The sequence below is a fragment of the Rhodanobacter sp. OR87 genome (assembly GCF_000473345.1).
Taxonomy (GTDB): Bacteria; Pseudomonadota; Gammaproteobacteria; order Xanthomonadales; family Rhodanobacteraceae; genus Rhodanobacter; species Rhodanobacter denitrificans.
In genome coordinates, this window is record NZ_AXBJ01000008.1 from 15,532 (window position 1) to 34,923 (window position 19,392).

Sequence of the window (19,392 nt, forward strand, 5' to 3'; positions counted from 1 at the left end):
ACACGCTTGGTTTCCACACCTTCACGGGATCGGCATGTCGCCAGCAGCTCCGCCTGACTTTCGTCGTGTCTGGCCGGCGTGGCTGGCGCTGCTGCTGGCGGCGTTGGCCGGGGCGGCCTGGTGGTGGGCGATCGGCCGGCCGGTGGCGTTGCCGGAGGCGCCATCGGCACGGATCGCCTGCGTCTCCTACGCGCCGTTTCGCCAGGCCGGCGAGACGCCGCTGGATGCGAACGCCTACATCAGCCCCGAGCGCATCGACGCGGACCTGCGCGCGTTGTCGCAGCGCTTCGACTGCGTGCGCACGTACTCGCAGGGGCAAGGCCTCAGCGCGGTGCCCGCGATCGCCGGGCGCTACGGCATGAAAGTGTTGCTGGGCATCTGGCTGAGCGGCGACGCTAAGGCGAATGCGCAACAGGTCGCGCTGGGCATCGCCACCGCGAACAAGTACCCGCAGGTGCTGCGCGGGGTGATCGTGGGCAACGAGGTGCTGCTGCGCGGCGAGCTGACTTCGGCGCAACTGGCCGGCTACCTGCGCGAGGTGCGCGCGGCGGTCCACGTGCCGGTGACCTATGCCGACGTGTGGGAATTCTGGCTGCGCCATCCCGAGCTGGCCGGCTCGGTGGACTACCTCACCATCCACATCCTGCCGTACTGGGAAGACCAGCCGGTGCCGCCCGAGCGCGCGGTGCAGCATGTGGCGACGGTGTACGCGAAAGTGCAGCAGGCGTTTCCCGGCCGTCGCGTGATGATCGGCGAGACCGGCTGGCCCAGCGCCGGACGGCCGCGCCAGGCGGCCAGCGCCAGCGTGGTCAACGAGGCGCGCTACCTGCGCGAGTTCCTGCGCTACGCGGCCACCGTGCACATGCCGTACAACGTGATCGAGGCGTTCGACCAGCCGTGGAAACGCGCGCAGGAAGGCACCGCCGGCGGTTACTGGGGCATCTTCGACGCGCAGGCGCGGCCGAAGTTCGCCATGCAGGGGCCGGTGATCGAGGAGCCGCGCTGGTGGCTCGGCTGGCTCGCCGGCGCGGCCGGCGTCGCGCTGTTCGTGCTGGCCGGCGGCCGCCAGCGACGCCGGCGCGGCTCTCTGGCGCTGGCGCTGGCCGGCATGGCCAGCGGCGGCGCGCTGGCGTGGCAATTCCGGCAGATGCTGTACGCCTGCCGCGACGGCTGGGAGTGGGTGGTGTCGCTCGCTGCCTGCGCACTGGCCCTGTTCACCGCGTTGCGGCTGGCGCGCCGGATCGCCGCGCGGCTGGCCGGCACGACCGCGTCCGCCGCACCGCCGCGCTGGCTGCGCGCCGGCTGGCTGTTTGCGCTGGCCTATTACGGCCTGCTGCTGGCAGTCGACGGCCGCTACCGGGATTTCCCGCTGGGCCTGTTCTGGCTGCCGTGCCTGGGCTACGCGCTGCTCGGCTGGCTGGGCGAGCGTCACGCGCCGGCGCTGCCGCTGCCGGAGGAGCGCTTCCTCGCGCCGTGGCTGCCCTTGCTGGCCGCGGTCGTGCTGCTGCAGGAAGCCGGGCTCACCGCGGTGGCGTGGCTATGGCTGGGGATGAACCTGCTGCTGGCCTTGCCGGTGCTGGTCGAGTGGCACCGCGCGCGGCGCCTGCAGCCGCAGCAGACGCAGGCTGCCGACCAGTAGCGCCAGCGCGCCGCTCTCGAAGCAGTACAGCTGCAGCGCGAGAATGCCGAGCGCGGCGGCCAGCCAGGCCAGCCAGGCATGCCGGCGCAGCAGCGCCAGCGCGGTGGCGGCGAGCGCCGCGATGCCGTAGACGTCGTGCAGAAACCCGAGCACCAGCGCTTGCCGCCAGCGGCACCACCACGGGCCGTCGGCGCTGCACAGCTGGCCGATCGCGCTGGATTCGACCACGCCATAGCGCAGCCATGTCGCCAGCAGCGCCACCAGCAGCAGGGCCAGCCACGGCCAGGCCCTTCGCCATGCCGGCGCGGTCATTGTGCGCGGCCCGGCGGGGCCTTGCCGCCGACGGTCGCCGGCAGGCTGATTTCGGCCGCCAGCGGCAGGTGGTCGGAGAACGCCTGCGGCAGCGCCCAGGTCTTCTCCAGCCGGATCGCCGGCGAGGTGAGGATGTGGTCCAGCGCGCGCCGCGGCTTCCAGCTGGGGAAGGTCGGCGTCGGTTGCGCCGGCGGCTGCAGGGTGGACTTGGCGAACAGCTGCTGCATCTCGCTGCTGCCGGGCTCGGCGTTGAGGTCGCCCATCAGCACCGCGTGCGGGAAATCCTGCAGCAGTTCGGCGATGAAGCCGAGCTGGCGCGCGCGCGCCGGTGCGCTCAGCGAGAGGTGCGCGATCATCACCGCCAGCGCGTTGTCGCCTTCGCCGAACTGGGCCAGCAGCGCGCCGCGGCCGGGGATCCGGCTGGGCAGCGGGTAATCCAGCACCGTGTGCGGCTCCAGCCGGCTGATCAGGCCGTTCGCCGAGTGCGCCAGCCGGGCCATCGCGCGGTTCGGCTGGTGGCTCCAGAACGGCAGGCCGGCGGTCTCGGCGAGGTAGCGGGTCTGGTTGAGGAAGCCCGAACGCAGGCTGCCGGCATCGGCCTCCTGCAGGCCGATCACGTCGAACTGCGCCAGCACCTCGGCCAGGCGGTCGAGGTTGTCCATCTTGCTGCGCCCCGGCAGCAGCGCGTTGAGGCTGCGGGTGACGTACTGGCGGTAGCGCTGCACGCTGGCGCCGGCCAGGATATTGCAGCTCAGCAGACGCAGGCGGCGCTCGACGGGGGCGGCTTGGGGAGTGGCGGCGCGGCTCATGGCAACACACTACACGGGAAGGGGATGCCGGCGGCCATGTTCATGGGTCATGCTCACGCGCCGGGTACGCCGCCCAGCATGATCCACCGCAGATGAACAGCGCGCCAGTCGGGTCGCCCGGCGCCGCGGCCGTCGCCTACTTGCCGGCCAGCTCGCGCTTGACCAGCCATTGCGTCACCGCAACCATCTCGTCGAACGAGTGCATGGTGATCACGCGGTACTTGCCGTTGACCACGATGGTCGGGGTGCCGTCCACCTGCCAGCGCTGGATCAGCGCGAGATCTTCCTTCAGCTTCGCGGTGGCCTCCGCCGAGGTGGCCAGGCGCATGAAGGCGGCGCGGTCGACGCCTTCGTGGGCGTAGAAGTCGGCCAGTTCGTCCAGCGAGTTGACCGGGTAATGCTGGGCGAACTTGGCGTCGAACAGCTTCAGATGAGTGCGCTCGACCACGCCCAGCTGCTTTGCCGCGTAGTACGCACGCGCATACGGCAGCCACTCGGCGCTGAACGGCGCCGGCACCAGCTTGAATGCCACGCCGGCCGGCAGCTGCTGGCGCAGCTTCTCGGCAGTCGGCGCGAACTGCGCGCAATGGATGCAGCCGTAGGAGAACACCTCAACCACTTCCACCTTGCCCTCGCTGCTGTAGCGCTGGTGCGGAGCGGGCAGGGTGACGTACTCGGTACCCTCGGTATACGGTGCCGGCGCGCCGGACTGCGCGGTGCAGGCACTGGCCAGCAACAGGCCGACGAGCAGGGTGAGCAGGCGCGGGTGGGCGAATCGCTTGAACATGGGGTCTCTCTTCGCGGGTTGGCGGTGGGGCCGCCGTACGGGTCAGATTAACCGAACCGCCTACTTGCCGGCGGCTTCCTTGGCGACCAGCCACTGGGTCAGCTCGATCGACTGCGCGTAGCCACCGGCGGAACTGGCCGTGAAGCGGTACTTGCCGTTGACGATCATGGTCGGCGTGCTGTCCACCCCGTAGGCCTTCATCAGGTCGTCGGCACGCTTCATCCGGGTGTTGACCGTGAACGAGTTGGCGACGCCGACGAACTCCTTCGGATCGACGCCGTACTTGGCATAGAACTTCGCCGCGTCCTCGATCGTCGGCCACGCCTCGTGCGGCTTCAGCCCGCTGGCCTTCAGGTTGTAGGTGGACAGCTCGCCGCTCTTCCATACCGCGTCGAACATCGCGTCGTGGGTCTTGCCGACCAGGTCCAGCGCCTGCGCCGCGTAGAACGCGCGCTGGTACATCGGCCAGTTCTCGTCCGGGCGGAACGAGGCGGCCAGGTAGTTCATCACCGCGTTCGGCGGCAGGCTCTTGGCGATCTGGTCGACGGTGGCATGGAAGCCATTGCAGGCCGGGCAGCCGTAGGAGAACACCTCGGTCACCTCGATCTTGCCGGGGTGGCTGGTCGGCTGCGCCGGATCGATCAGGAAGTAGTGCTTGCCCTCGACCCACTTGCCGTTGTCGACGAACGGCACCGCGGCCACGGCCGGGGCGCTCGCGGCCGGCGCGGGTTCGCCGGGGGTGAGCGCGGCGGCCGTGCCGGTGCTGGCGGGCGCCGCGCTGCCGGCCGCTGCCGGTGCGGTGCTGGTGGCGGGGCTGGCCGGCGCGGCGGCTTCGGCGCTGCTGCTGGCGACCGGCGCCGTCGCCGTGCTGCCGCTGTCGCGGTCATGGCTGCAGGCGGCGAGCGCGAGCAGGGCGGCACACAGGAATGGCAGACGCTTCAGCATGGCGGACCTCGAAAAGGCGGGACGCAAGACGACTGCGCCGACACTTCGGTCGGCGCGGGTTCGATCAGGGCGCGCTGGCCGGCTGGCTGTCGGCGCTGTGCAAGCCCTCGATGTAGCTGGCCAGCGCGGCGATGTCGTCGGCGCTCAGCTGCTTGGCGATCGCGGGCATGACCTGTGCGCGGGCGTCGTCGCCCCAGGTGGTGCCGTCGTGCCAGGCCTTCAGCGTGGCCTCGATGTACTGCGCGTGCTGGCTGGCCAGCTGCGGGTAGATCGCGCCCGGATTGCCGCGGCCGTCGATGCTGTGGCAGGCCATGCAGGCCGGGATGCCGCGCGCGGCGTCGCCCTGGCGGAACAGCGTCTGGCCGCGTTCCACCAGCGCCTGGTCGGCCACGCCGGGCAGCGCGGTCTTGCTGGCGAAGTAGGCACCGAGGTCGTGCATGTCCTGCTCGGACAGCGGCGCGGCCATGCCCATCATGATCGGGTTCTGCCGCTTGGCCGCCTTGAAGCTGGTCAGCTGGCGCACGATGTACTGCTCGCTCTGGCCGGCCAGCTTCGGGAACTGCGCGTTCGTCGAATTGCCGTCCATGCCGTGGCAGGCGCCGCAGACGGCGGCCTTGGCTTGGCCGGCGGTGGCGTCACCCGGCTTGGCCGCAGCTGCGGTGGCCGCCGGTGCAGGCGCGGCGGCAGTGGCTGCGCCTGCAGGCGTTGCCGCGGTGCTGACGGCGGCTGGCGTGGCAGTCTCCGGTTTGGCGTCTTGTGCCATCACGGCGCTGGCGGACAGTGCCAGCACGAGGGCCAGGGCAGACCCGAGAACCGTGGGTCGAAAACCAGCAGACCGAAAACTCATACACTTGACTCCCGAGAGACTTGCGAACACTGCCAGGGATGGCGGCCATGCGGCCAGCCACAGGCAGAAACCTCGGAATTATCCCTGTGCCACCATAGCTTGGTCAAACCATCCCCATGTCCAATCCCCTGCAAGGCAGGTCCAATCCCCTGCAAGGCGCGCAGTTCGTGCTCGCCGCCCATCGCGTCGATCAGCTTCCCGCCGACGAGGGTGCCGAGGTGGCGTTCGCCGGACGTTCGAACGCCGGCAAGTCCAGCGCACTGAATGCGCTGACCGGGCACAAGGGCCTGGCGCGCACCTCGAAGACGCCTGGCCGCACCCAGCAGATGGTGGCGTTCAGCCTGCCGCCGCTGCGGGACGTGCCGGCGCGAGCATCCGTCACCGTCGATGGCCAGCACGTATCCGACTGGCGGCTGATCGACCTGCCGGGCTACGGCTACGCCAAGGTGCCGCTGGAGATGCGCGAGCACTGGAAGCAGGAAATCGACCGCTACCTGCACCAGCGGCGCAGCCTGCGCGGCGTGGTGCTGATCGCCGACATCCGCCATCCGCTGAAGGAGTTCGACCGGATGATGCTGGACTTCTGCTTCGCCAGCGGCCTGCCCTGCCACCTGCTGCTGACCAAGGCCGACAAGCTCTCGCGCAACCAGGCCGCGCAGGCACTGGCGGCGATGCGCAAGAGCTTTCCCGACGGCCTGCACGCCACCGCGCAGGTGTTCTCCTCCACCGCCGGCACCGGCGTGGACGAGGCGCGGCAGGCGGTGGCGGCGCTGCTGCGGCAGCCGCGTGAAGCGTGAGTCCCGGCCGGGTGGTCGCGGGCTGGCGGCTGCACCGAAGTCACGCCGACCGTAGCGGACAGGGCGCGTGCGCCGTGGCGCATCGCACGAACAAACGGGCCGACAGTGTTGCTGCCGGCCCGTTCGCCGCTATGAAACTCGCCCTGTGGTTATTCCTGGCGTGGGGGTGAGATAACCTTCATGCAGTTGTCGTAGGCATCTTTTGCTTTGCCGTATTCGCCCACGGCGATAGCGCACATCAAGCCACCGCCCCCAGAGCATGCCGCTACTGCAGCGTCGGCAGCATCCAGCAAGCGCTGCAGTTCTGTAGAACAAGTGCCGCCGAGTGCTGCCATCAGCGGCGCATGGGTGGACTTTCTGTGCTGCATCAACCACGTCCGCGCATTTTGGATCTTGAGTGCCAGATCAGGATGCGACTTCAGCCAAGCAGTGTTGGCGTCGAGATCGACGACCTTGGTCGTCGTCGAAATGCCGTCATCAGTCTGGATAATCGCCGCGTGCCCAACCACCCGAATGGTGATGTGGGTGGTCAGGCCGGGTTCCGCGTTCTGTGCTTCGATCGTTCCGTCGCTGCGTACCGCAACTTGCTGAGTCCCGGTACTGGACGTGGTGGTGAACTGTTTGGGGAGTGATGATTGCTCGGCGGCAATAACACCGGATGCCAAGCCGATGAACGCCACGCCCATGACTACCTTGCAAAGCTTATGCATGTCGTGCTCCCTGCTGATATTGAGGTGCCAGTGAAGCAGTACTTCCCCTCGTGTCCGCCAAGGGAAAATCAGTCACTACCTGTCCATATCCCACGAATGATCGTGGGTCAAGGTTCCTTGGCCCGAGGCCATCGATTCGTCTCGCGTCAGCCGTCCACCGACGCCATGAACACCGCGCACAGCGCTTCCATGCCAGCGCGGTCGTCGTCGTCGAAGCGGTCGGTGACCGGGCTGTCCACGTCCCACACGCCGAGCAGGCTGCCGTCGGCCTTCAGCAGCGGCACCACGATTTCCGATTGCGAGGCGGCGTCGCAGGCGATGTGCCCGTCGAACGCGTTGACGTCGCGCACCAGCTGGGTCTGGCGGGTCTGCGCGGCGGTGCCGCAGACGCCGCGGCCGAGCGCGATGCGGATGCACGCCGGCTTGCCCTGGAACGGGCCGACCACCAGCTCGGTGCCGTCGTACAGGTAGAAGCCGGCCCAGTTCAGCTGGGGCAGGCTGTGGTAGACCAGCGCGCCGAAGTTCGCCGCGTTCGCGATCAGGTCACGCTCGCCGGCGAGGATGCCGCGCGCCTGCCGCACCAGGTCGTCGTAGTGCTCGCGCTTGCTGGCGTAGGCGTGGGTTTTCAGTTCGAACATGCGGCGTGTCCTGCAGCAAAGCCCGTATTATGCGCGCACCGATGCAGGGGAGAGCCGGATGGGTCCGACCGAGCAAGGCGAGGCGATCGAGGCGGGGCGGCTGGGCATCTGCGCGGGCGGCGTCTTCGTGCCGGCCCCGCGGTGGCGGATCGTGCCGCCCGGCGCGCGCTTGCGGCGCCGTGGCCGGACGGCCTGAGGACAGCGCATGCCGGCCCACCCGCCCACTGTAGTGCTCGATGCCGAACACGTCCGCTTCGTCGAGGGCGCGGCGTCGATCATCGTGGCTTCGCGCAACGCCGCCAACATGCCGGAGCTGGTGCGCGCGCAGGGCTGCCGGGTCAGCCGCGATCGCCGCCGGGTGCAGCTGTTCGTGCAGGCCAGCCAGGCGCAGGCGCTGTTCGACGACCTGCGCCGCAACGGGCGCCTCGCGGTGGTGTTCACCAGCCCCAGCACGCACCGCTCGCTGCAGCTCAAGGGCGACGACGCCAGCATCGCGCGGGCGCGCCCGGCGGATGCCGCGCGGGCGGCGGCGTACCGCGCGGCGTTGGTGGCCGAGCTGGGCGGCATCGGCATCAGCGAGGCGCTGGCGCGGGCGCTGCTGGCCGGCGACGACGACACGCTGAGCGTGGTGGCGTTCACTCCCGTGGCGGCGTTCGTACAGACGCCCGGCCCCGACGCAGGCCGCCCGCTGGAGCCGGCGCCATGAACCTGGACGCGATCCGCGAATGCTTCGACGGCAGCATCCCCGGCGTGATGGCCACCTGCGCGCCGGACGGCACGCCAAACGTGGCCTACCTGTCGCAGATCGAGTACCTCGACGGCAGCCACCTGGCGCTGTCGTTCCAGTTCTTCAACAAGACCCGGCAGAACATCCTGGCCAACCCGCAGGCGCGGCTGCTGCTGATCCACCCGCAGACCGCGACGATGTACCGGCTGTCGCTGCACTACCTGCGCACCGAGACCGAGGGACCGCTGTTCGAACGCATGCGCGCCAAGCTGGCGGGGATCGCCTCGCACGTCGGCATGGGCGGGGTGTTCCGCCTGAAGGGTTCGGACGTCTATCGCGTGCAGGCGATCGAGCAGGTGCCGGGCCGGCCGCTGCCGCCCGCGCCGCCGCGGCGCAACCTGCTGGCGGCGACGCGGCACGCCGCGCAGCGGCTGGCCGCGGCGGCCGACCTGGAAAGCCTGCTGGAGGCCATGCTCGCCTCGCTGCGCGAGGACTTCGACGTGCGCCATGCGATGGTGCTGCTGCTCGACGGCGGCGGGCGCAAGCTGTTCACGCTGGCCAGTTGCGGCTACGAGCAGTCCGGCGTCGGCTCGGAGATCCCGCTGGGCGAGGGCGTGATCGGCGTGGCGGCGCGCGAGGGCACGCCGATCCGCATCGCGCACATGACCAGCGAGTACGCCTACGGCCGCGCGATCCGCGAGGCGGTGGCGCAGGGCGGCGAGGCCGACCGGCTGGAAACCGAAATCCCGCCGCCGGGCCTGGCCGAATCGCGCAGCCAGCTGGCGGTGCCGATCGGCGCCGGCCGCCGCCTGCTCGGCGTGCTGTATGTGGAAAGCCCGCAGGACCTGCGCTTCGGCTACGACGACGAGGACGCGCTGGTCACCCTGGCCGCGCAGCTCGGCCTGGCGATCAACCTGTTCCGCGACGCCGCCGAGGGCACGGCCGAGCCGCTGCCGGCGCAGGAGCGTCGCCGCCGCGTCGCCGGGCCGCCGGTGACGGTGCGCCACTACGCCGAGAACGACAGCGTGTTCTTCGGCGACGACTACCTGATCAAGGGCGTGGCCGGCGCGATCCTGTGGACCCTGCTGCGCGACCACGAGGCCGGCCGCAGCAGCTTCGCCAACCGCGAGCTGCGGCTCGACCCGCGCCTCCGCCTGCCGGACATCAGCGACAACCTGGAGGCGCGGCTGATCCTGCTGCAGCGGCGGCTGCTCGAACGCGGGGCCTGCGTGCGCATCGAGAAGACCGGGCGCGGCCGCTTCCGCCTGTGCGTGGAGCGGCCGCTGCAGCTGGTCGATGTGCCCGCCGGCACGCGGCCCTAGGCGGCCTGTGCCGCCGGCAGCGCCAGCGCGGCGGACAACTTGCGCCAGTCGTGTTCGTCCAGGTGGGCGCGGGCCAGCGCCAGCGCGCCGCCGAACACGTGGTCGGGGGCGTTGGCGCGGATGCCGCCCAGCAGCTGCAGGCGCTCGGCGTGGCTGAGCGAGGGCAGCATCCAGCGCAACCCGAGCGCACTGGCCTGCGGCGGCAACGAGGCGACCAGCGCGCCTTCGATCGCCAGCAGCTCGGCGTCGCTGTAGTGCGCCCACAGCACCGCGTTGTGCTCACGCTCCTCGTAGTCCATGTGCTGGAAGTTCTCGCCGACGAACAGCGCGAACCAGCGGTAGAGGTTGTTGGCGGCCTCGCCGGCGGCGGCGTCGACGCGCCGCTGCTCCAGCGCGTCGACCTGCTCGAGCAGCAGCGCAATGTCTCCCTCGTGATGCACGTGCTCGCCGGCGATGCGTGCCGCCGAGCCCGGCTCGCACGCTTCCAGCGCCGGGTGCACGAAGCGGTTCTCGTCGTCCAGGTGCACCCGGCAGAAGCCGAGCAGCTCGCGCGCCTGCCGCAGCGTGGCGTCGACCTCGCGCTCGTCGGCGAGGTCCATGCGGCCCAGCCGCAGCAGGGTATCGGCCATGAAGGCGCGCAGCGCCTTGTGGATGAAGCCGTACATGTTGTAGCGCACGGGCGCGGACGCGGCCGCGACGGATCGGGGGGATAAGTGGTGCATGATGGCCTGCCGTGATGGGATGGGGGGAACGACGGCGCTGCACGATGCAACGCGTCGGGAATGGTCAGTCTAGGCAGGCGCGCCGCGCGCGTTTCCTAAAACTTCGCTGCGGATTTCCTAAGAAATTCCTAAGTGCCGCGCCGGCGTATGCCATACGTCATGCTTGCCACGCCGGCGCAGCGGCGCCGACCATCGCGCCCGGCTCGACCACGGAGGAAACACGGATGCACAACGTAGAAACGGGCTGGCGGACAACGAAGGAGCGTCGCGCATGAGCCGCGCGGTGTTCATCGCCGGCACCGACACCGGCATCGGCAAGACCCACGCGGCCTGCACCCTGCTGCACGCGTTGCGCGCGGCCGGCCGCGACGCCTGCGGCATGAAGCCGGTGGCCAGCGGTTGCGCGGAAACGCCCGACGGCCTGCGCAACGACGACGCGCTGGCGCTGCTGGCCGCCGGCGGCGTGGAGCTGCCGTACGCGCAGCTCAACCCGGTGGCGCTGCGCGAGCCGCTGTCGCCGCACCTGGCGGCGGCGCACGACGGCGTGACGATCACCCTGGCGCCGTTGCGCGAGGCGTTCGGGCGGTTGCAGGCGGCGCACGGCACGGTGGTGGTCGAGGGCGTCGGCGGCTGGCTGGTGCCGCTGGCGCCGGGGCTGTTCGCCTCGGATATTGCGAAGCAGTGGCAGCTGCCGGTGATCCTGGTGGTGGGCCTGCGGCTGGGCTGCCTCAGCCATGCCCTGCTCAGCGCGCGCGCGATCGTGGCCGACGGCTGCCGCCTGCTCGGCTGGATCGGCAACCGCGTCGACCCGGCGATGGACGCGCCGGAGGAGAACCTGGCCACGCTGTGCGAACTGCTGCCGGCGCCGTGCCTGGGCGTGCTGCCGCACGGCGTGGCGCCGGTGCGGGCTGCCGGCTATCTGCGCGCGGCGGTGGCGGCGTTGGACTGAACTTCACGTGCGGCGTGCTGGGATAAGTACCTGCCCGAAGTCCGGAGACGTCATGGCCCGCAACCACTATTACCTCTCGATCGCCGACCTGGCCCATGCGCGCGGTGACGATCCGCGTTTCGCCTGGGATGGCGCCGGCCCGAACGACTTTGCCGCGGCGCTGCAGCAGGCGCTGCGCGACGACACCCTGTTCCGGCGCTGGCGCGCGGCGCAGCCCGACCCCGACGCGGTCGACGCCAGTCTCGGTGCGACCGATCCGGCGGCGCAGGTGCAGGCGCAGGTCGCCGACCTGCGCACCGACGTGGACCTCATCACCGACCTGCCGATGAGCGTGGTGCGCCACCGCTTGTACCTGCTGATCGGCGCGGCGTGGCAACTGCGCGACCTGCGCGCGGCCTGAAGCCGATTCCCCGCGCGGTTTGGAAAACTGCCCGCGCTGCCGCTACAGTCGGCGGCCATGACTTGCCGTACCCGCTGACGGGTACCTCTCAACCTGGGGAAACCGGATGCTTCGTCTGCGCACGATTGTGATCGCCACCACGATGGCCCTGGCTGCCTGCTCGCAGCAGCCGAACGAGGCCGCTAACCCACCCGCGCCGGCCGCCTCGGTCGCCGCCGCCAGCAGCACCACCGCCATGACCAGCAACCCGTTCTACAGCGCCAGCACGCTGCCGTTCCAGGCGCCGCCGTTCGACAAGATCAAGGACGCCGATTACCAGCCGGCGATCGAGGAAGGCATGCGCCAGCAGCTGACGGAGATCGAGAAGATCGCCAACGACCCGGCCGCGCCCACGTTCGAGAACACCTTCGTGGCGATGGAGAAATCCGGTGCGATGCTGCACCGGGTGATGGCGGCATTCAACGCCGTCACCGGCGCCAACACCAACGACACGCTGCAGAAGGTGCAGGATCAGGAAGCGCCGAAGCTGGCCGCGCACGAGGACGCGATCCACCTTGACGGCAAGCTGTTCCAGCGCGTGCAGACGATTTACGACCAGCGCGACACGCTCAAGCTCGATCCGGAATCCGCGCGCCTGGTCGAGGTGGTCTACAAGAACTTCGTGCACGCCGGCGCCAAGCTCTCCGATGCCGACAAGGCGAAGCTGAAAGACCTCAACAAGGAAGAGTCCACGCTGAGCACCGCCTTCACCAACAAGCTGCTGGCCGCCACCAAGGACGCCGCGCCGGTGATCGCCGACAAGGCGCAGCTGGCCGGCCTGTCCGACGCCGAGCTGGCCGCCGCCGCGCAGGCCGGCAAGGAGCGCAAGCAGGACGGCAAGTACGTGCTGACCTTGCAGAACACCACCCAGCAGCCGGAGCTGCAGGATCTCACCGACCGCGCCACCCGCCAGGCGCTGTTCGAGGCCTCGTGGACCCGTGCCGAGCGGGGCGACGCGAACGACACCCGCAAGACCATCGAGCGGCTGGCGCAGATCCGCGCGGAGCAGGCGAAGCTGCTCGGTTATCCCGACTACGCCGCGTGGAAGCTCGACGACCAGATGGCGAAGACGCCGGAAACGGCGCTGAAGTTCATGCAGGATCTGGTGCCCGCGGTCACCGCGCGCGCGAAGACCGAGGCAGGCGACATCCAGGCCGTGATCGACCAGCAGCACGGCGATTTCAAGCTGGCGCCGTGGGACTGGAACTTCTACGCCGAGCAGGTGCGCAAGGCGAAGTTCGATCTCGACGAGAACCAGATCAAGCCGTACTTCGAGCTGGACAACGTGCTGCAGAACGGCGTGTTCTACGCCGCCAACCAGCTGTACGGGCTGACCTTCAAGGAGCGCCACGACATCCCGGTGTACCAGCCGGACATGCGCGTATTCGAGGTGTTCGACAAGGACGGCAAGTCGCTGGCGCTGTTCTACACCGACTACTTCAAGCGCGACAACAAGGGCGGCGGCGCCTGGATGGACAACCTGGTCACGCAGTCGAAACTGCTCGGCAGCAAGCCGGTGATCTTCAACGTGTGCAACTTCAGCAAACCGGCCGCCGGGCAGCCGGCGCTGCTGTCGTTCGACGACGTGACCACCATGTTCCACGAGTTCGGCCATGCACTGCACGGCATCTTCGCCGACGAGCAGTACCCGACCCTGTCCGGCACCAACACCGCGCGCGACTTCGTCGAGTTCCCCTCGCAGTTCAACGAGCACTGGGCCACCGACCCCAAGGTGTTCGCCCACTACGCGAAAAACTACCAGACCGGTGAGCCGATGCCGCAGGCGCTGGTCGACAAGATGAAGAAGGCCGGCAAGTTCAACAAGGGCTACGACATGACCGAGCTGGTCGCCGCCGCCCTGCTCGACATGAACTGGCACATGCTCGGCGCCGACGCGCCGCTGCAGGACGCCGACCAGTTCGAGGCCGCCGCGCTGAAGAAGGACGGCATCGACCTCAGCTACGTGCCGCCGCGCTACCGCTCCAGCTACTTCCAGCACATCTGGGGCAACGGCTACGCCGCCGGCTACTACGCCTACCTGTGGACGCAGATGCTGGCCGACGACGCCTTCATCGGCTTCAAGGAACACGGCGGCCTGACCCGCGAGAACGGCGACCGCTTCCGCGCGATGGTGCTGTCGCGCGGCAACACCGAGGAGCTGGCGAAGATGTACCGCGACTGGCGCGGCCACGACCCGGAGATCGAGCCGATGCTGGAGAACCGCGGGCTGAAGGACGCGCCGAAACCGTAAGCGGCGCGCCGCCCTTGCATCAGGATCAGGCCCGCCACGTGCGGGCCTGATCTTTTCCGGCAACCGCGTCATGGAAACGCTGCGGGGATGCCGTGTGGTCATCCGTCGCGTGGAATAATCGGGCATCGCCGACCGGAGTTGCCCAGCGCGTGGACAGCCATCATTTCCTGCAGACCGCGGTGGTGTTCCTGCTCGCTGCGGTGATCGCGGTGCCGCTGACCAAGCGCTTCCGGCTGGGTGCGGTGCTCGGCTACCTGATCGCCGGCGTGGCGATCGGGCCGCAGTTGCTGGGTCTGGTCAACGACACTGAAGGGGTCGCCACGATCTCCGAGTTCGGCGTCGAGCTGATGCTGTTCGTGATCGGCCTGGAATTGTCGCCGCAACGCCTGTGGGTGATGCGCCGCTCGGTGTTCGGCACCGGCCTGCTGCAGGTGCTCTCGACCAGCGTGGCGATCGCGGCGGCCGGCTATTTCCTGTTCGGCCTCACCGGCAAGGGCGCGGCGATCGTGGGCGGCAGCCTGGCGCTGTCGTCCACCGCGTTCGGCCTGCAGATCCTGGCCGAGCGCAAGGAGGCCGGTTCGGCCTACGGCCGCCAGGTGTTCTCGATCCTGCTGTTCCAGGACCTGGCGGCGATCCCGCTGATCGCCGCGGTGCCGCTGCTGGCTTCCTCCACCGCGCAGGATTTCAACCTGCTCGCGGTGCTGCGCACGATCGGCGTGATCGTGGCGGTGATCGTCGGCGGCCGCTACCTGTTGCGCCCGGTGTTCCGCTTCGTGGCGAAGGCCGATTCGGTGGAAGTGTTCACCGCCACCGCGCTGCTGGTGGTGATGGGCGTGGCGCTGCTGATGGAGATGGCCGGCGTGTCGGCCACCCTGGGCGCGTTCCTGGCCGGCATGCTGCTGGCCGATTCGGAATACCGGCACGAACTGGAATCGAACATCGAGCCGTTCAAGGGCCTGTTGCTGGGGTTGTTCTTCATCAGCGTCGGCATGTCGATGGACCTGTCGCTGCTGTTGCACCGACCCGGGCTGATGTTCGGCCTGGTCGGCGCCTTGCTGCTGCTGAAGAGCATGCTGCTGTGGCCGCTGGGGCGGCTGCTGGGCGGGCTCAACCGCTCCGACACGCTGCGCCTGGTGGTGCTGCTGGCCTGCGGCGGCGAGTTCGCCTTCGTGGTGCTGCGCCAGGCCGCCGAACAACGGCTGATCGGCGTGGTCCAGCGCGACGCGCTGGTGCTGGCGATCACCTTGTCGATGGCGCTGACTCCGCTGCTGGTGGTGCTGGCGGCGAAGGCGCTGAACGTGAGGCCGAACAAGCCGCCGCGCGAGTTCGACACGATCGAGGCCGACACGCCGCGGGTGATCATTGCCGGCTTCGGCCGGGTCGGCCAGATCATCGCCCGCGTGCTGCGCGCGCAGAACATCCCGTTCGTGGCGCTGGAGCATTCGGCCGACCAGGTGGACCAGTCGCGCCGCTTCGGCAGCGTCAACCTGTTCTTCGGCGATCCGGCGCGGCCGGAACTGCTGCGCGCGGCGCGGGCCGACAAGGCCGAGGTGTTCGTGCTGGCCACCGACGATCCGGAAGCGAACCTGCGCACCGCGCGGCTGGTGCGGCGGCAGTACCCGCACCTGAAGATCATCGCCCGCGCGCGCAACCGCCAGCACGTGTTCCGGCTGATGGACATGGGCGTCGAGGAACCGGTCCGCGAGACCTTCCACTCCAGCCTCAAGATGACCCGCAAGACGCTGGAGGCGCTGGGCCTGCCGCACGAGCTGGCGGCCGACCGGGTCGAGCGTTTCCGTCGCTACGACGAGGAACTGCTGAAGAAGCAGGCGCTGGTCTACGACGACGAGACCAAGCTGATCCAGAGCACGCGCGAGGCGATGATCGACCTGCAACGATTGTTCGAGGCGGATGCCGAGCGCAGCGCGGAACGCGAACGCCAGCGCGATGCGGGCACGCCGCTGACCAGCGAGGAAGAGGAATAGACCGGCGCTTCTGGGGCGTCCCTAATCCGACGGCTGCGCCGGCTGGCGCAGGGTCTGCCGCACGCTGGGGATCGCGCTGCTGCGTGCGGCCAGTTCGTGGGCGATGTCGACGTAGCCCAGCTGCCGCGCCACGTCGGCGGCGGTGCGCCCGAACGCATCGGCCGCGTTGCGGTCGGCGCCGCGCGACAGCAGCACGCGTGCCGGCGGCAGCAGTGCGTGCATGGCGCAGGCATGCAGCGCGGTGACGCCGCGCTGGTCGGCGTGTTCCGCCCTGGCGCCGGCCTCCAGCAGCAGCGGCACCAGTGCGCCGATATGGGTGGCGTCGCATTCGCTGCCCGGGCGCAGCTGTGCACCGAGCAGCAGCAGCAGCGGCGTCTTGCCTTCGTTGTCCGCATGGTTGATGTCGGCGCCGCGCTTGAGCAGGCCATCGAACAGGCGCCGTGCGCGCAGGCTGTCGTTGTGTTCGAAGCCGAACTGGGCGGCGGCGTGCAGCGCGCTGCGGCCGGCGTCGTCGACCGCGTTGACGTCGGCGCCGGCGTCCAGCAGTTGTTCGGCGATGTCCGGATAACCCATGGCCGCGGCCACCATCAAGGCGGTGGCCTGGTTCGGCAGGCGCTGGTCGACCGCGACTTCATGTTGCAGCAGCAGCGCAACCAGGGTCTCGCGGCGCGCGGCGACGGCGGCGGCCAGCGGGGTCACGCCGCTGCGTGCGGCCAGCGACGGATCGGCACCGGCGTCGAGCAGGCAGGCGGCGATGTCGCGATGGCCGGCACCGCACGCATGCAGCAGCGCGGTGGCATCCTGGCTGTCGCGGGTGTCCACCGCGAAGCCCAGTTCCAGCAGGCGCTGCACGCTGGCCAGCGCGCCGGCCCTGGCGACGGCGGGCAGGTCGTCGGCGCGCAGCGCGCGGTTCGGCCGCGGCCAGTCGCGCCAGTCCAGCCAGCGTTCCACCGCCGGGTGCTCCAGTGCCAGGCCCAGCGGGGTCTCGCCGTTGGCGTCGGTCGCCTCGGGATTCGCGCCGTGCGCAATCAGCGCGCGCACCAGCGGCAGCGCCTGCGCGCCGTGTTCCAGTGCGGCGAACAGCGGCGTGCGGCCGTCGCGGTCGCGCGTGTTCGGATCGCCGCCGCGTGCCAGCAGGGCCTGCAGCAGCGGCAACTGCCCGTTGACCACGGCCAGCTGCAGCGGGGTGCGCCCGTGGGCGTCCGCGCCGAACGGGTCGGCGCCGCGTTCGAGCAGGCTGAGCGGCAGTGCGGCGCCCTCGGCGGCCCCGTTCGAATGCGCCAGCGCCTGCGCCAGCAGGCCGGCACCGGCCGGGCTGGCGCCGGCCTGCAGCAGGTCGTCCAGCGCCTCGGTGGCATCCGGCAACTGCGGCAGCAAGGCGTCGAACAGACGCTGGCCCAGCGGCGGCAGGCTCGGCGCGTCGGCAGTTTCGGCGTCGTCGATGCGCGGCGCTTCCAGCCGCGCCTCGGCATCCAGGCCGTGGTCGAGCAGCCAGCGGCGCGCCGCGCCCAGGCCCGGCGCGGCCAGTTCCAGATATAGCCGGGCCAGCTCCGTCTGCGGCCAGTCGCGCACGCGCTCGACGAAGCCGGAGACGATCGCCCAGTGGCCGAAGCGCAGCGCGTCCAGCAGATGCGCGGGGGTGTCGCTGCCTTCGCCCAGCACGTCCTGGCTGAGGCTGGCCGGCAGCGGCGTGTCGGGGTCGAGTAGGGCAACCAGGTCCCAGCGCCCGGCGCCGGCGGCATGATCGAGCGCACTGCGGCCGTCGCCGCCGGCGGCCTTCGGTTCGGCGCCCAGCGCCAGCAGTGCGCGCACGGTGTCGGCGTGCGCACGCGGCGACTGGCAGGCCAGGGTCAGCGCGTCGCGGCCGTGGCCGTCGCGCAGGCCGGCATCGGCCTGCGCCTCGGCCAGCCGTTGCACGATGCCGCCGGCGCCGGCGCGCGCGGCTTCCATCAGGGCGCTGCTGCCATGACGGTCGACCAGGTTGACGTCGGCGCCGGCGGCGCACAGCGCACGGGCGATCTGTTCGTGGCCTTCGGCCGCAGCGGCGAGCAGTGCATGCCGGTGCCGCGCATCGACCGCGTTGACCGCGGCGCGATGCTTGAGCAGCAGCTTCACCCCTTCGGCATCGTCATCCGCGATGCCGGCGGCGGCCACCAGCGCCGGCTCGCCGTCGGCCGGGGCCGGCCTGGCACCGCGTTCCAGCAGGAATTTCACCAGCGGCCAGTTGGCGGCGCGGCAGGCGGTGGCCAGCGGGCTGACGCCGGCCTTGTTCAAGGCGTTGATCGGTGCGGCCGCGTCCAGCAGCATCGCGGCGACGCCGGCGTCGGCACTGAGCACGGCGCCGTGCAGCGGCGTGTTGCCCTCGGCGTCGGTGACCAGCGGGCTGGCGCCGTTGGCAAGCAGGGTCAGCACCGCCTCGGCGCGGCCGTGCCAGCTGTCGCGGGTGGCGGCCAGCAGCGCGGTGATGCCGCCGCTGGCGCGGTTGACGTCGGCGCCCTTGGCGATCAGCGCGCGCAGCAGGCGGGTGTCGGGCAGCAGGGCGGCCAGCATCAGCACCGGACGCTGGTCGCGGTCGTCGCCGGGCGGCGCGGTGTCGGGATCGGCGTCGGCCTCGACCAGCGCCAGCGCGCGCTCGATGTCGCCGTCGCGGGTGGCGGCCAGCAGCGCGGCGGCCTGCTCCGGCGTGCCGGCGGTGCGTTCCTGCTCGCTCAGCACCAGGCGCGGCGCGGTGGCGGCGTGCGGGTCGTGGTCGCCGCGGCGGCGCGGCTGCTGGCGTTCGCACAGCAGCGCGCGCAGCGTGCGGTTGGCGATCACCAGGCAGCCCAGCGGCAGCAGCAGCACGCCGTAGATCGCCAGCGCGGCGACGCGCGGCTCCGGCGGCAGCACGCCGTACAGGCCGGTCAGCGCGATCGCGCCGAACGCCAGCACCAGCAGCGCGAACGCGGCCGGCAGGAAGTGGCTGAAGAAGCGCTCTTCGCGCGACAGGTGGCGGCCGAACGCGATGCTGCGCAGGGTGGCGGTGAAGATCCACGAGCCGTCGCGCTGGCTCGGGTAGGCGTCGTCCCACACGAACACCAGGCCGAACGCCGGCCACAGCCGCCACAGCGCGACCAGCGCCAGTACCAGCGCCGCGGCCAGCACCAGCGCGGCGCTGAGGCTGGGTTGGTGGGTCAGCTGCAGCATCGGCCAGGCGACCAGCACGAACACCAGCACGGTGTAGCCGGTGAACATCACCAGGTGTGCGGCGCCACGGCGCAGCACGGTGCGACCGAAGCGCGGCTCGGGGTCGAAGCCGATCGCATGGCAGATCGCCGCCATGGTCAGCGCGTTCGCCAGCAGCAGCGGAACCAGGGTCAGCGGGTGGGTGACCAGCCCGGCGACGGCCACCGCGAACCATCCGGGGATGAACCAGGCCAGGGCGTGCAGGAGGGGCGGACGGCGGCGCGATTTGGGCTGGGTCATGGAGACAGTATAGAAATCGTTGGCGGTGCAGGCGGTAACCAAGTGTTAACG

Annotated in this window: 18 protein-coding genes; 9 read left to right on the forward strand and 9 right to left on the reverse strand. The window is 70.4% G+C overall.

Going from position 1 to position 19,392, the window contains the following annotated elements; translation table 11 throughout:
- Window positions 1-34: 34 nt before the first annotated feature.
- Window positions 35-1,639: a glycoside hydrolase family 17 gene (locus RHOOR87_RS0109055; RefSeq protein ID WP_027484836.1), complete on the forward strand. Its 1,605-nt coding sequence runs from the start codon at window positions 35-37 to the stop codon at window positions 1,637-1,639.
- Here the strand turns inward: RHOOR87_RS0109055 and RHOOR87_RS19130 are convergent.
- From RHOOR87_RS19130 to RHOOR87_RS0109080, 5 genes are all read right to left on the reverse strand, one after another.
- Window positions 1,538-1,951 (reverse strand): hypothetical protein, encoded by a 414-nt coding sequence (locus RHOOR87_RS19130; protein WP_043292950.1) that lies wholly within the window; start codon window positions 1,949-1,951, stop codon window positions 1,538-1,540. The two genes, RHOOR87_RS0109055 and RHOOR87_RS19130, sit on opposite strands and share 102 nt — an antisense overlap.
- A complete protein-coding gene (locus RHOOR87_RS0109065; RefSeq protein ID WP_007515090.1) occupies window positions 1,948-2,760 on the reverse strand; it encodes an endonuclease/exonuclease/phosphatase family protein in 813 nt (270 codons plus the stop codon). The genes RHOOR87_RS19130 and RHOOR87_RS0109065 overlap by 4 nt, the downstream gene beginning before the upstream one ends.
- A gap of 136 nt (window positions 2,761-2,896) precedes the next feature.
- Complete coding sequence (locus RHOOR87_RS0109070) at window positions 2,897-3,547, reverse strand: thiol:disulfide interchange protein DsbA/DsbL (RefSeq protein WP_007515092.1); 651 nt, start codon at window positions 3,545-3,547, stop codon at window positions 2,897-2,899.
- Window positions 3,548-3,607: 60 nt separating this feature from the next.
- On the reverse strand, window positions 3,608-4,492 hold the full coding sequence (locus tag RHOOR87_RS0109075; protein WP_027484837.1) for a thiol:disulfide interchange protein DsbA/DsbL: 885 nt from the start codon (window positions 4,490-4,492) through the stop codon (window positions 3,608-3,610).
- Between the two features lie 64 nt (window positions 4,493-4,556).
- Window positions 4,557-5,339, reverse strand: coding sequence for a c-type cytochrome (locus tag RHOOR87_RS0109080; protein WP_027484838.1), 783 nt, complete (start codon window positions 5,337-5,339; stop codon window positions 4,557-4,559).
- A gap of 116 nt (window positions 5,340-5,455) precedes the next feature.
- On the opposite strand from RHOOR87_RS0109080, the gene yihA reads away from it, so the two are divergent.
- A complete protein-coding gene (gene yihA / locus RHOOR87_RS0109085; RefSeq protein WP_015446543.1) occupies window positions 5,456-6,136 on the forward strand; it encodes a ribosome biogenesis GTP-binding protein YihA/YsxC in 681 nt (226 codons plus the stop codon).
- A gap of 149 nt (window positions 6,137-6,285) precedes the next feature.
- Here yihA and RHOOR87_RS0109090 read toward each other — a convergent pair whose 3' ends face one another.
- Window positions 6,286-6,846, reverse strand: a complete 561-nt coding sequence (locus RHOOR87_RS0109090) for a hypothetical protein (RefSeq protein ID WP_007511018.1) — start codon at window positions 6,844-6,846, stop codon at window positions 6,286-6,288.
- A gap of 146 nt (window positions 6,847-6,992) precedes the next feature.
- Window positions 6,993-7,484 carry a GAF domain-containing protein gene (locus tag RHOOR87_RS0109095; RefSeq protein ID WP_027484839.1) on the reverse strand — a complete coding sequence of 164 codons (492 nt, stop codon included), beginning with the start codon at window positions 7,482-7,484 and terminating at the stop codon, window positions 6,993-6,995.
- Between the two features lie 58 nt (window positions 7,485-7,542).
- Here RHOOR87_RS0109095 and RHOOR87_RS20355 point away from each other — a divergent pair, with 58 nt between their 5' ends.
- The 3 genes from RHOOR87_RS20355 to RHOOR87_RS0109110 are packed head-to-tail and all read left to right on the forward strand — an operon-like array spanning window position 7,543 to window position 9,533.
- Window positions 7,543-7,680 (forward strand): hypothetical protein, encoded by a 138-nt coding sequence (locus RHOOR87_RS20355; protein ID WP_155950938.1) that lies wholly within the window; start codon window positions 7,543-7,545, stop codon window positions 7,678-7,680.
- Between the two features lie 9 nt (window positions 7,681-7,689).
- The gene (locus RHOOR87_RS0109105; protein WP_027484840.1) at window positions 7,690-8,190 is read left to right on the forward strand and encodes a hypothetical protein; all 501 of its coding nucleotides are present in this window, start codon (window positions 7,690-7,692) and stop codon (window positions 8,188-8,190) included.
- Window positions 8,187-9,533: a GAF domain-containing protein gene (locus RHOOR87_RS0109110; RefSeq protein ID WP_027484841.1), complete on the forward strand. Its 1,347-nt coding sequence runs from the start codon at window positions 8,187-8,189 to the stop codon at window positions 9,531-9,533. The genes RHOOR87_RS0109105 and RHOOR87_RS0109110 overlap by 4 nt, the downstream gene beginning before the upstream one ends.
- Here the strand turns inward: RHOOR87_RS0109110 and RHOOR87_RS0109115 are convergent.
- Window positions 9,530-10,210 carry a hemerythrin domain-containing protein gene (locus tag RHOOR87_RS0109115; protein WP_231381752.1) on the reverse strand — a complete coding sequence of 227 codons (681 nt, stop codon included), beginning with the start codon at window positions 10,208-10,210 and terminating at the stop codon, window positions 9,530-9,532. The two genes, RHOOR87_RS0109110 and RHOOR87_RS0109115, sit on opposite strands and share 4 nt — an antisense overlap.
- Before the next feature lie 316 nt (window positions 10,211-10,526).
- Between RHOOR87_RS0109115 and bioD the strand changes: the two genes are divergently transcribed.
- The 4 genes from bioD (at window position 10,527) to RHOOR87_RS0109135 (ending at window position 15,879) form a co-directional block, all read left to right on the forward strand.
- A complete protein-coding gene (gene bioD / locus RHOOR87_RS0109120; RefSeq protein ID WP_027484843.1) occupies window positions 10,527-11,204 on the forward strand; it encodes a dethiobiotin synthase in 678 nt (225 codons plus the stop codon).
- 52 nt (window positions 11,205-11,256) lie between these two features.
- Entirely contained in the window at window positions 11,257-11,604 is a 348-nt protein-coding gene (locus tag RHOOR87_RS0109125) for a hypothetical protein (protein WP_027484844.1), read from the forward strand.
- A 106-nt stretch (window positions 11,605-11,710) separates the two neighbouring features.
- Entirely contained in the window at window positions 11,711-13,894 is a 2,184-nt protein-coding gene (dcp, locus tag RHOOR87_RS0109130; protein WP_027484845.1) for a peptidyl-dipeptidase Dcp, read from the forward strand.
- A 149-nt stretch (window positions 13,895-14,043) separates the two neighbouring features.
- Window positions 14,044-15,879 (forward strand): monovalent cation:proton antiporter-2 (CPA2) family protein, encoded by a 1,836-nt coding sequence (locus RHOOR87_RS0109135; protein ID WP_027484846.1) that lies wholly within the window; start codon window positions 14,044-14,046, stop codon window positions 15,877-15,879.
- A 21-nt stretch (window positions 15,880-15,900) separates the two neighbouring features.
- Here the strand turns inward: RHOOR87_RS0109135 and RHOOR87_RS0109140 are convergent, their stop codons facing one another.
- A complete protein-coding gene (locus RHOOR87_RS0109140; protein WP_027484847.1) occupies window positions 15,901-19,341 on the reverse strand; it encodes an ankyrin repeat domain-containing protein in 3,441 nt (1,146 codons plus the stop codon).
- Window positions 19,342-19,392: the final 51 nt, after the last annotated feature.

What these genes read in the sequence shown, in the direction of transcription:
- RHOOR87_RS0109055 (WP_027484836.1), top strand. Translation starts at nt 35, where the DNA reads ATGTCGCCAGCAGCTCCGCCTGACTTTCGTCGTGTCTGGCCGGCGTGG.
- RHOOR87_RS19130 (WP_043292950.1), bottom strand. Translation starts at nt 1,951, where the DNA reads ATGACCGCGCCGGCATGGCGAAGGGCCTGGCCGTGGCTGGCCCTGCTG.
- RHOOR87_RS0109065 (WP_007515090.1), bottom strand. Translation starts at nt 2,760, where the DNA reads ATGAGCCGCGCCGCCACTCCCCAAGCCGCCCCCGTCGAGCGCCGCCTG.
- RHOOR87_RS0109070 (WP_007515092.1), bottom strand. Translation starts at nt 3,547, where the DNA reads ATGTTCAAGCGATTCGCCCACCCGCGCCTGCTCACCCTGCTCGTCGGC.
- RHOOR87_RS0109075 (WP_027484837.1), bottom strand. Translation starts at nt 4,492, where the DNA reads ATGCTGAAGCGTCTGCCATTCCTGTGTGCCGCCCTGCTCGCGCTCGCC.
- RHOOR87_RS0109080 (WP_027484838.1), bottom strand. Translation starts at nt 5,339, where the DNA reads ATGAGTTTTCGGTCTGCTGGTTTTCGACCCACGGTTCTCGGGTCTGCC.
- yihA (WP_015446543.1), top strand. Translation starts at nt 5,456, where the DNA reads ATGTCCAATCCCCTGCAAGGCAGGTCCAATCCCCTGCAAGGCGCGCAG.
- RHOOR87_RS0109090 (WP_007511018.1), bottom strand. Translation starts at nt 6,846, where the DNA reads ATGCATAAGCTTTGCAAGGTAGTCATGGGCGTGGCGTTCATCGGCTTG.
- RHOOR87_RS0109095 (WP_027484839.1), bottom strand. Translation starts at nt 7,484, where the DNA reads ATGTTCGAACTGAAAACCCACGCCTACGCCAGCAAGCGCGAGCACTAC.
- RHOOR87_RS20355 (WP_155950938.1), top strand. Translation starts at nt 7,543, where the DNA reads ATGGGTCCGACCGAGCAAGGCGAGGCGATCGAGGCGGGGCGGCTGGGC.
- RHOOR87_RS0109105 (WP_027484840.1), top strand. Translation starts at nt 7,690, where the DNA reads ATGCCGGCCCACCCGCCCACTGTAGTGCTCGATGCCGAACACGTCCGC.
- RHOOR87_RS0109110 (WP_027484841.1), top strand. Translation starts at nt 8,187, where the DNA reads ATGAACCTGGACGCGATCCGCGAATGCTTCGACGGCAGCATCCCCGGC.
- bioD (WP_027484843.1), top strand. Translation starts at nt 10,527, where the DNA reads ATGAGCCGCGCGGTGTTCATCGCCGGCACCGACACCGGCATCGGCAAG.
- RHOOR87_RS0109125 (WP_027484844.1), top strand. Translation starts at nt 11,257, where the DNA reads ATGGCCCGCAACCACTATTACCTCTCGATCGCCGACCTGGCCCATGCG.
- dcp (WP_027484845.1), top strand. Translation starts at nt 11,711, where the DNA reads ATGCTTCGTCTGCGCACGATTGTGATCGCCACCACGATGGCCCTGGCT.
- RHOOR87_RS0109140 (WP_027484847.1), bottom strand. Translation starts at nt 19,341, where the DNA reads ATGACCCAGCCCAAATCGCGCCGCCGTCCGCCCCTCCTGCACGCCCTG.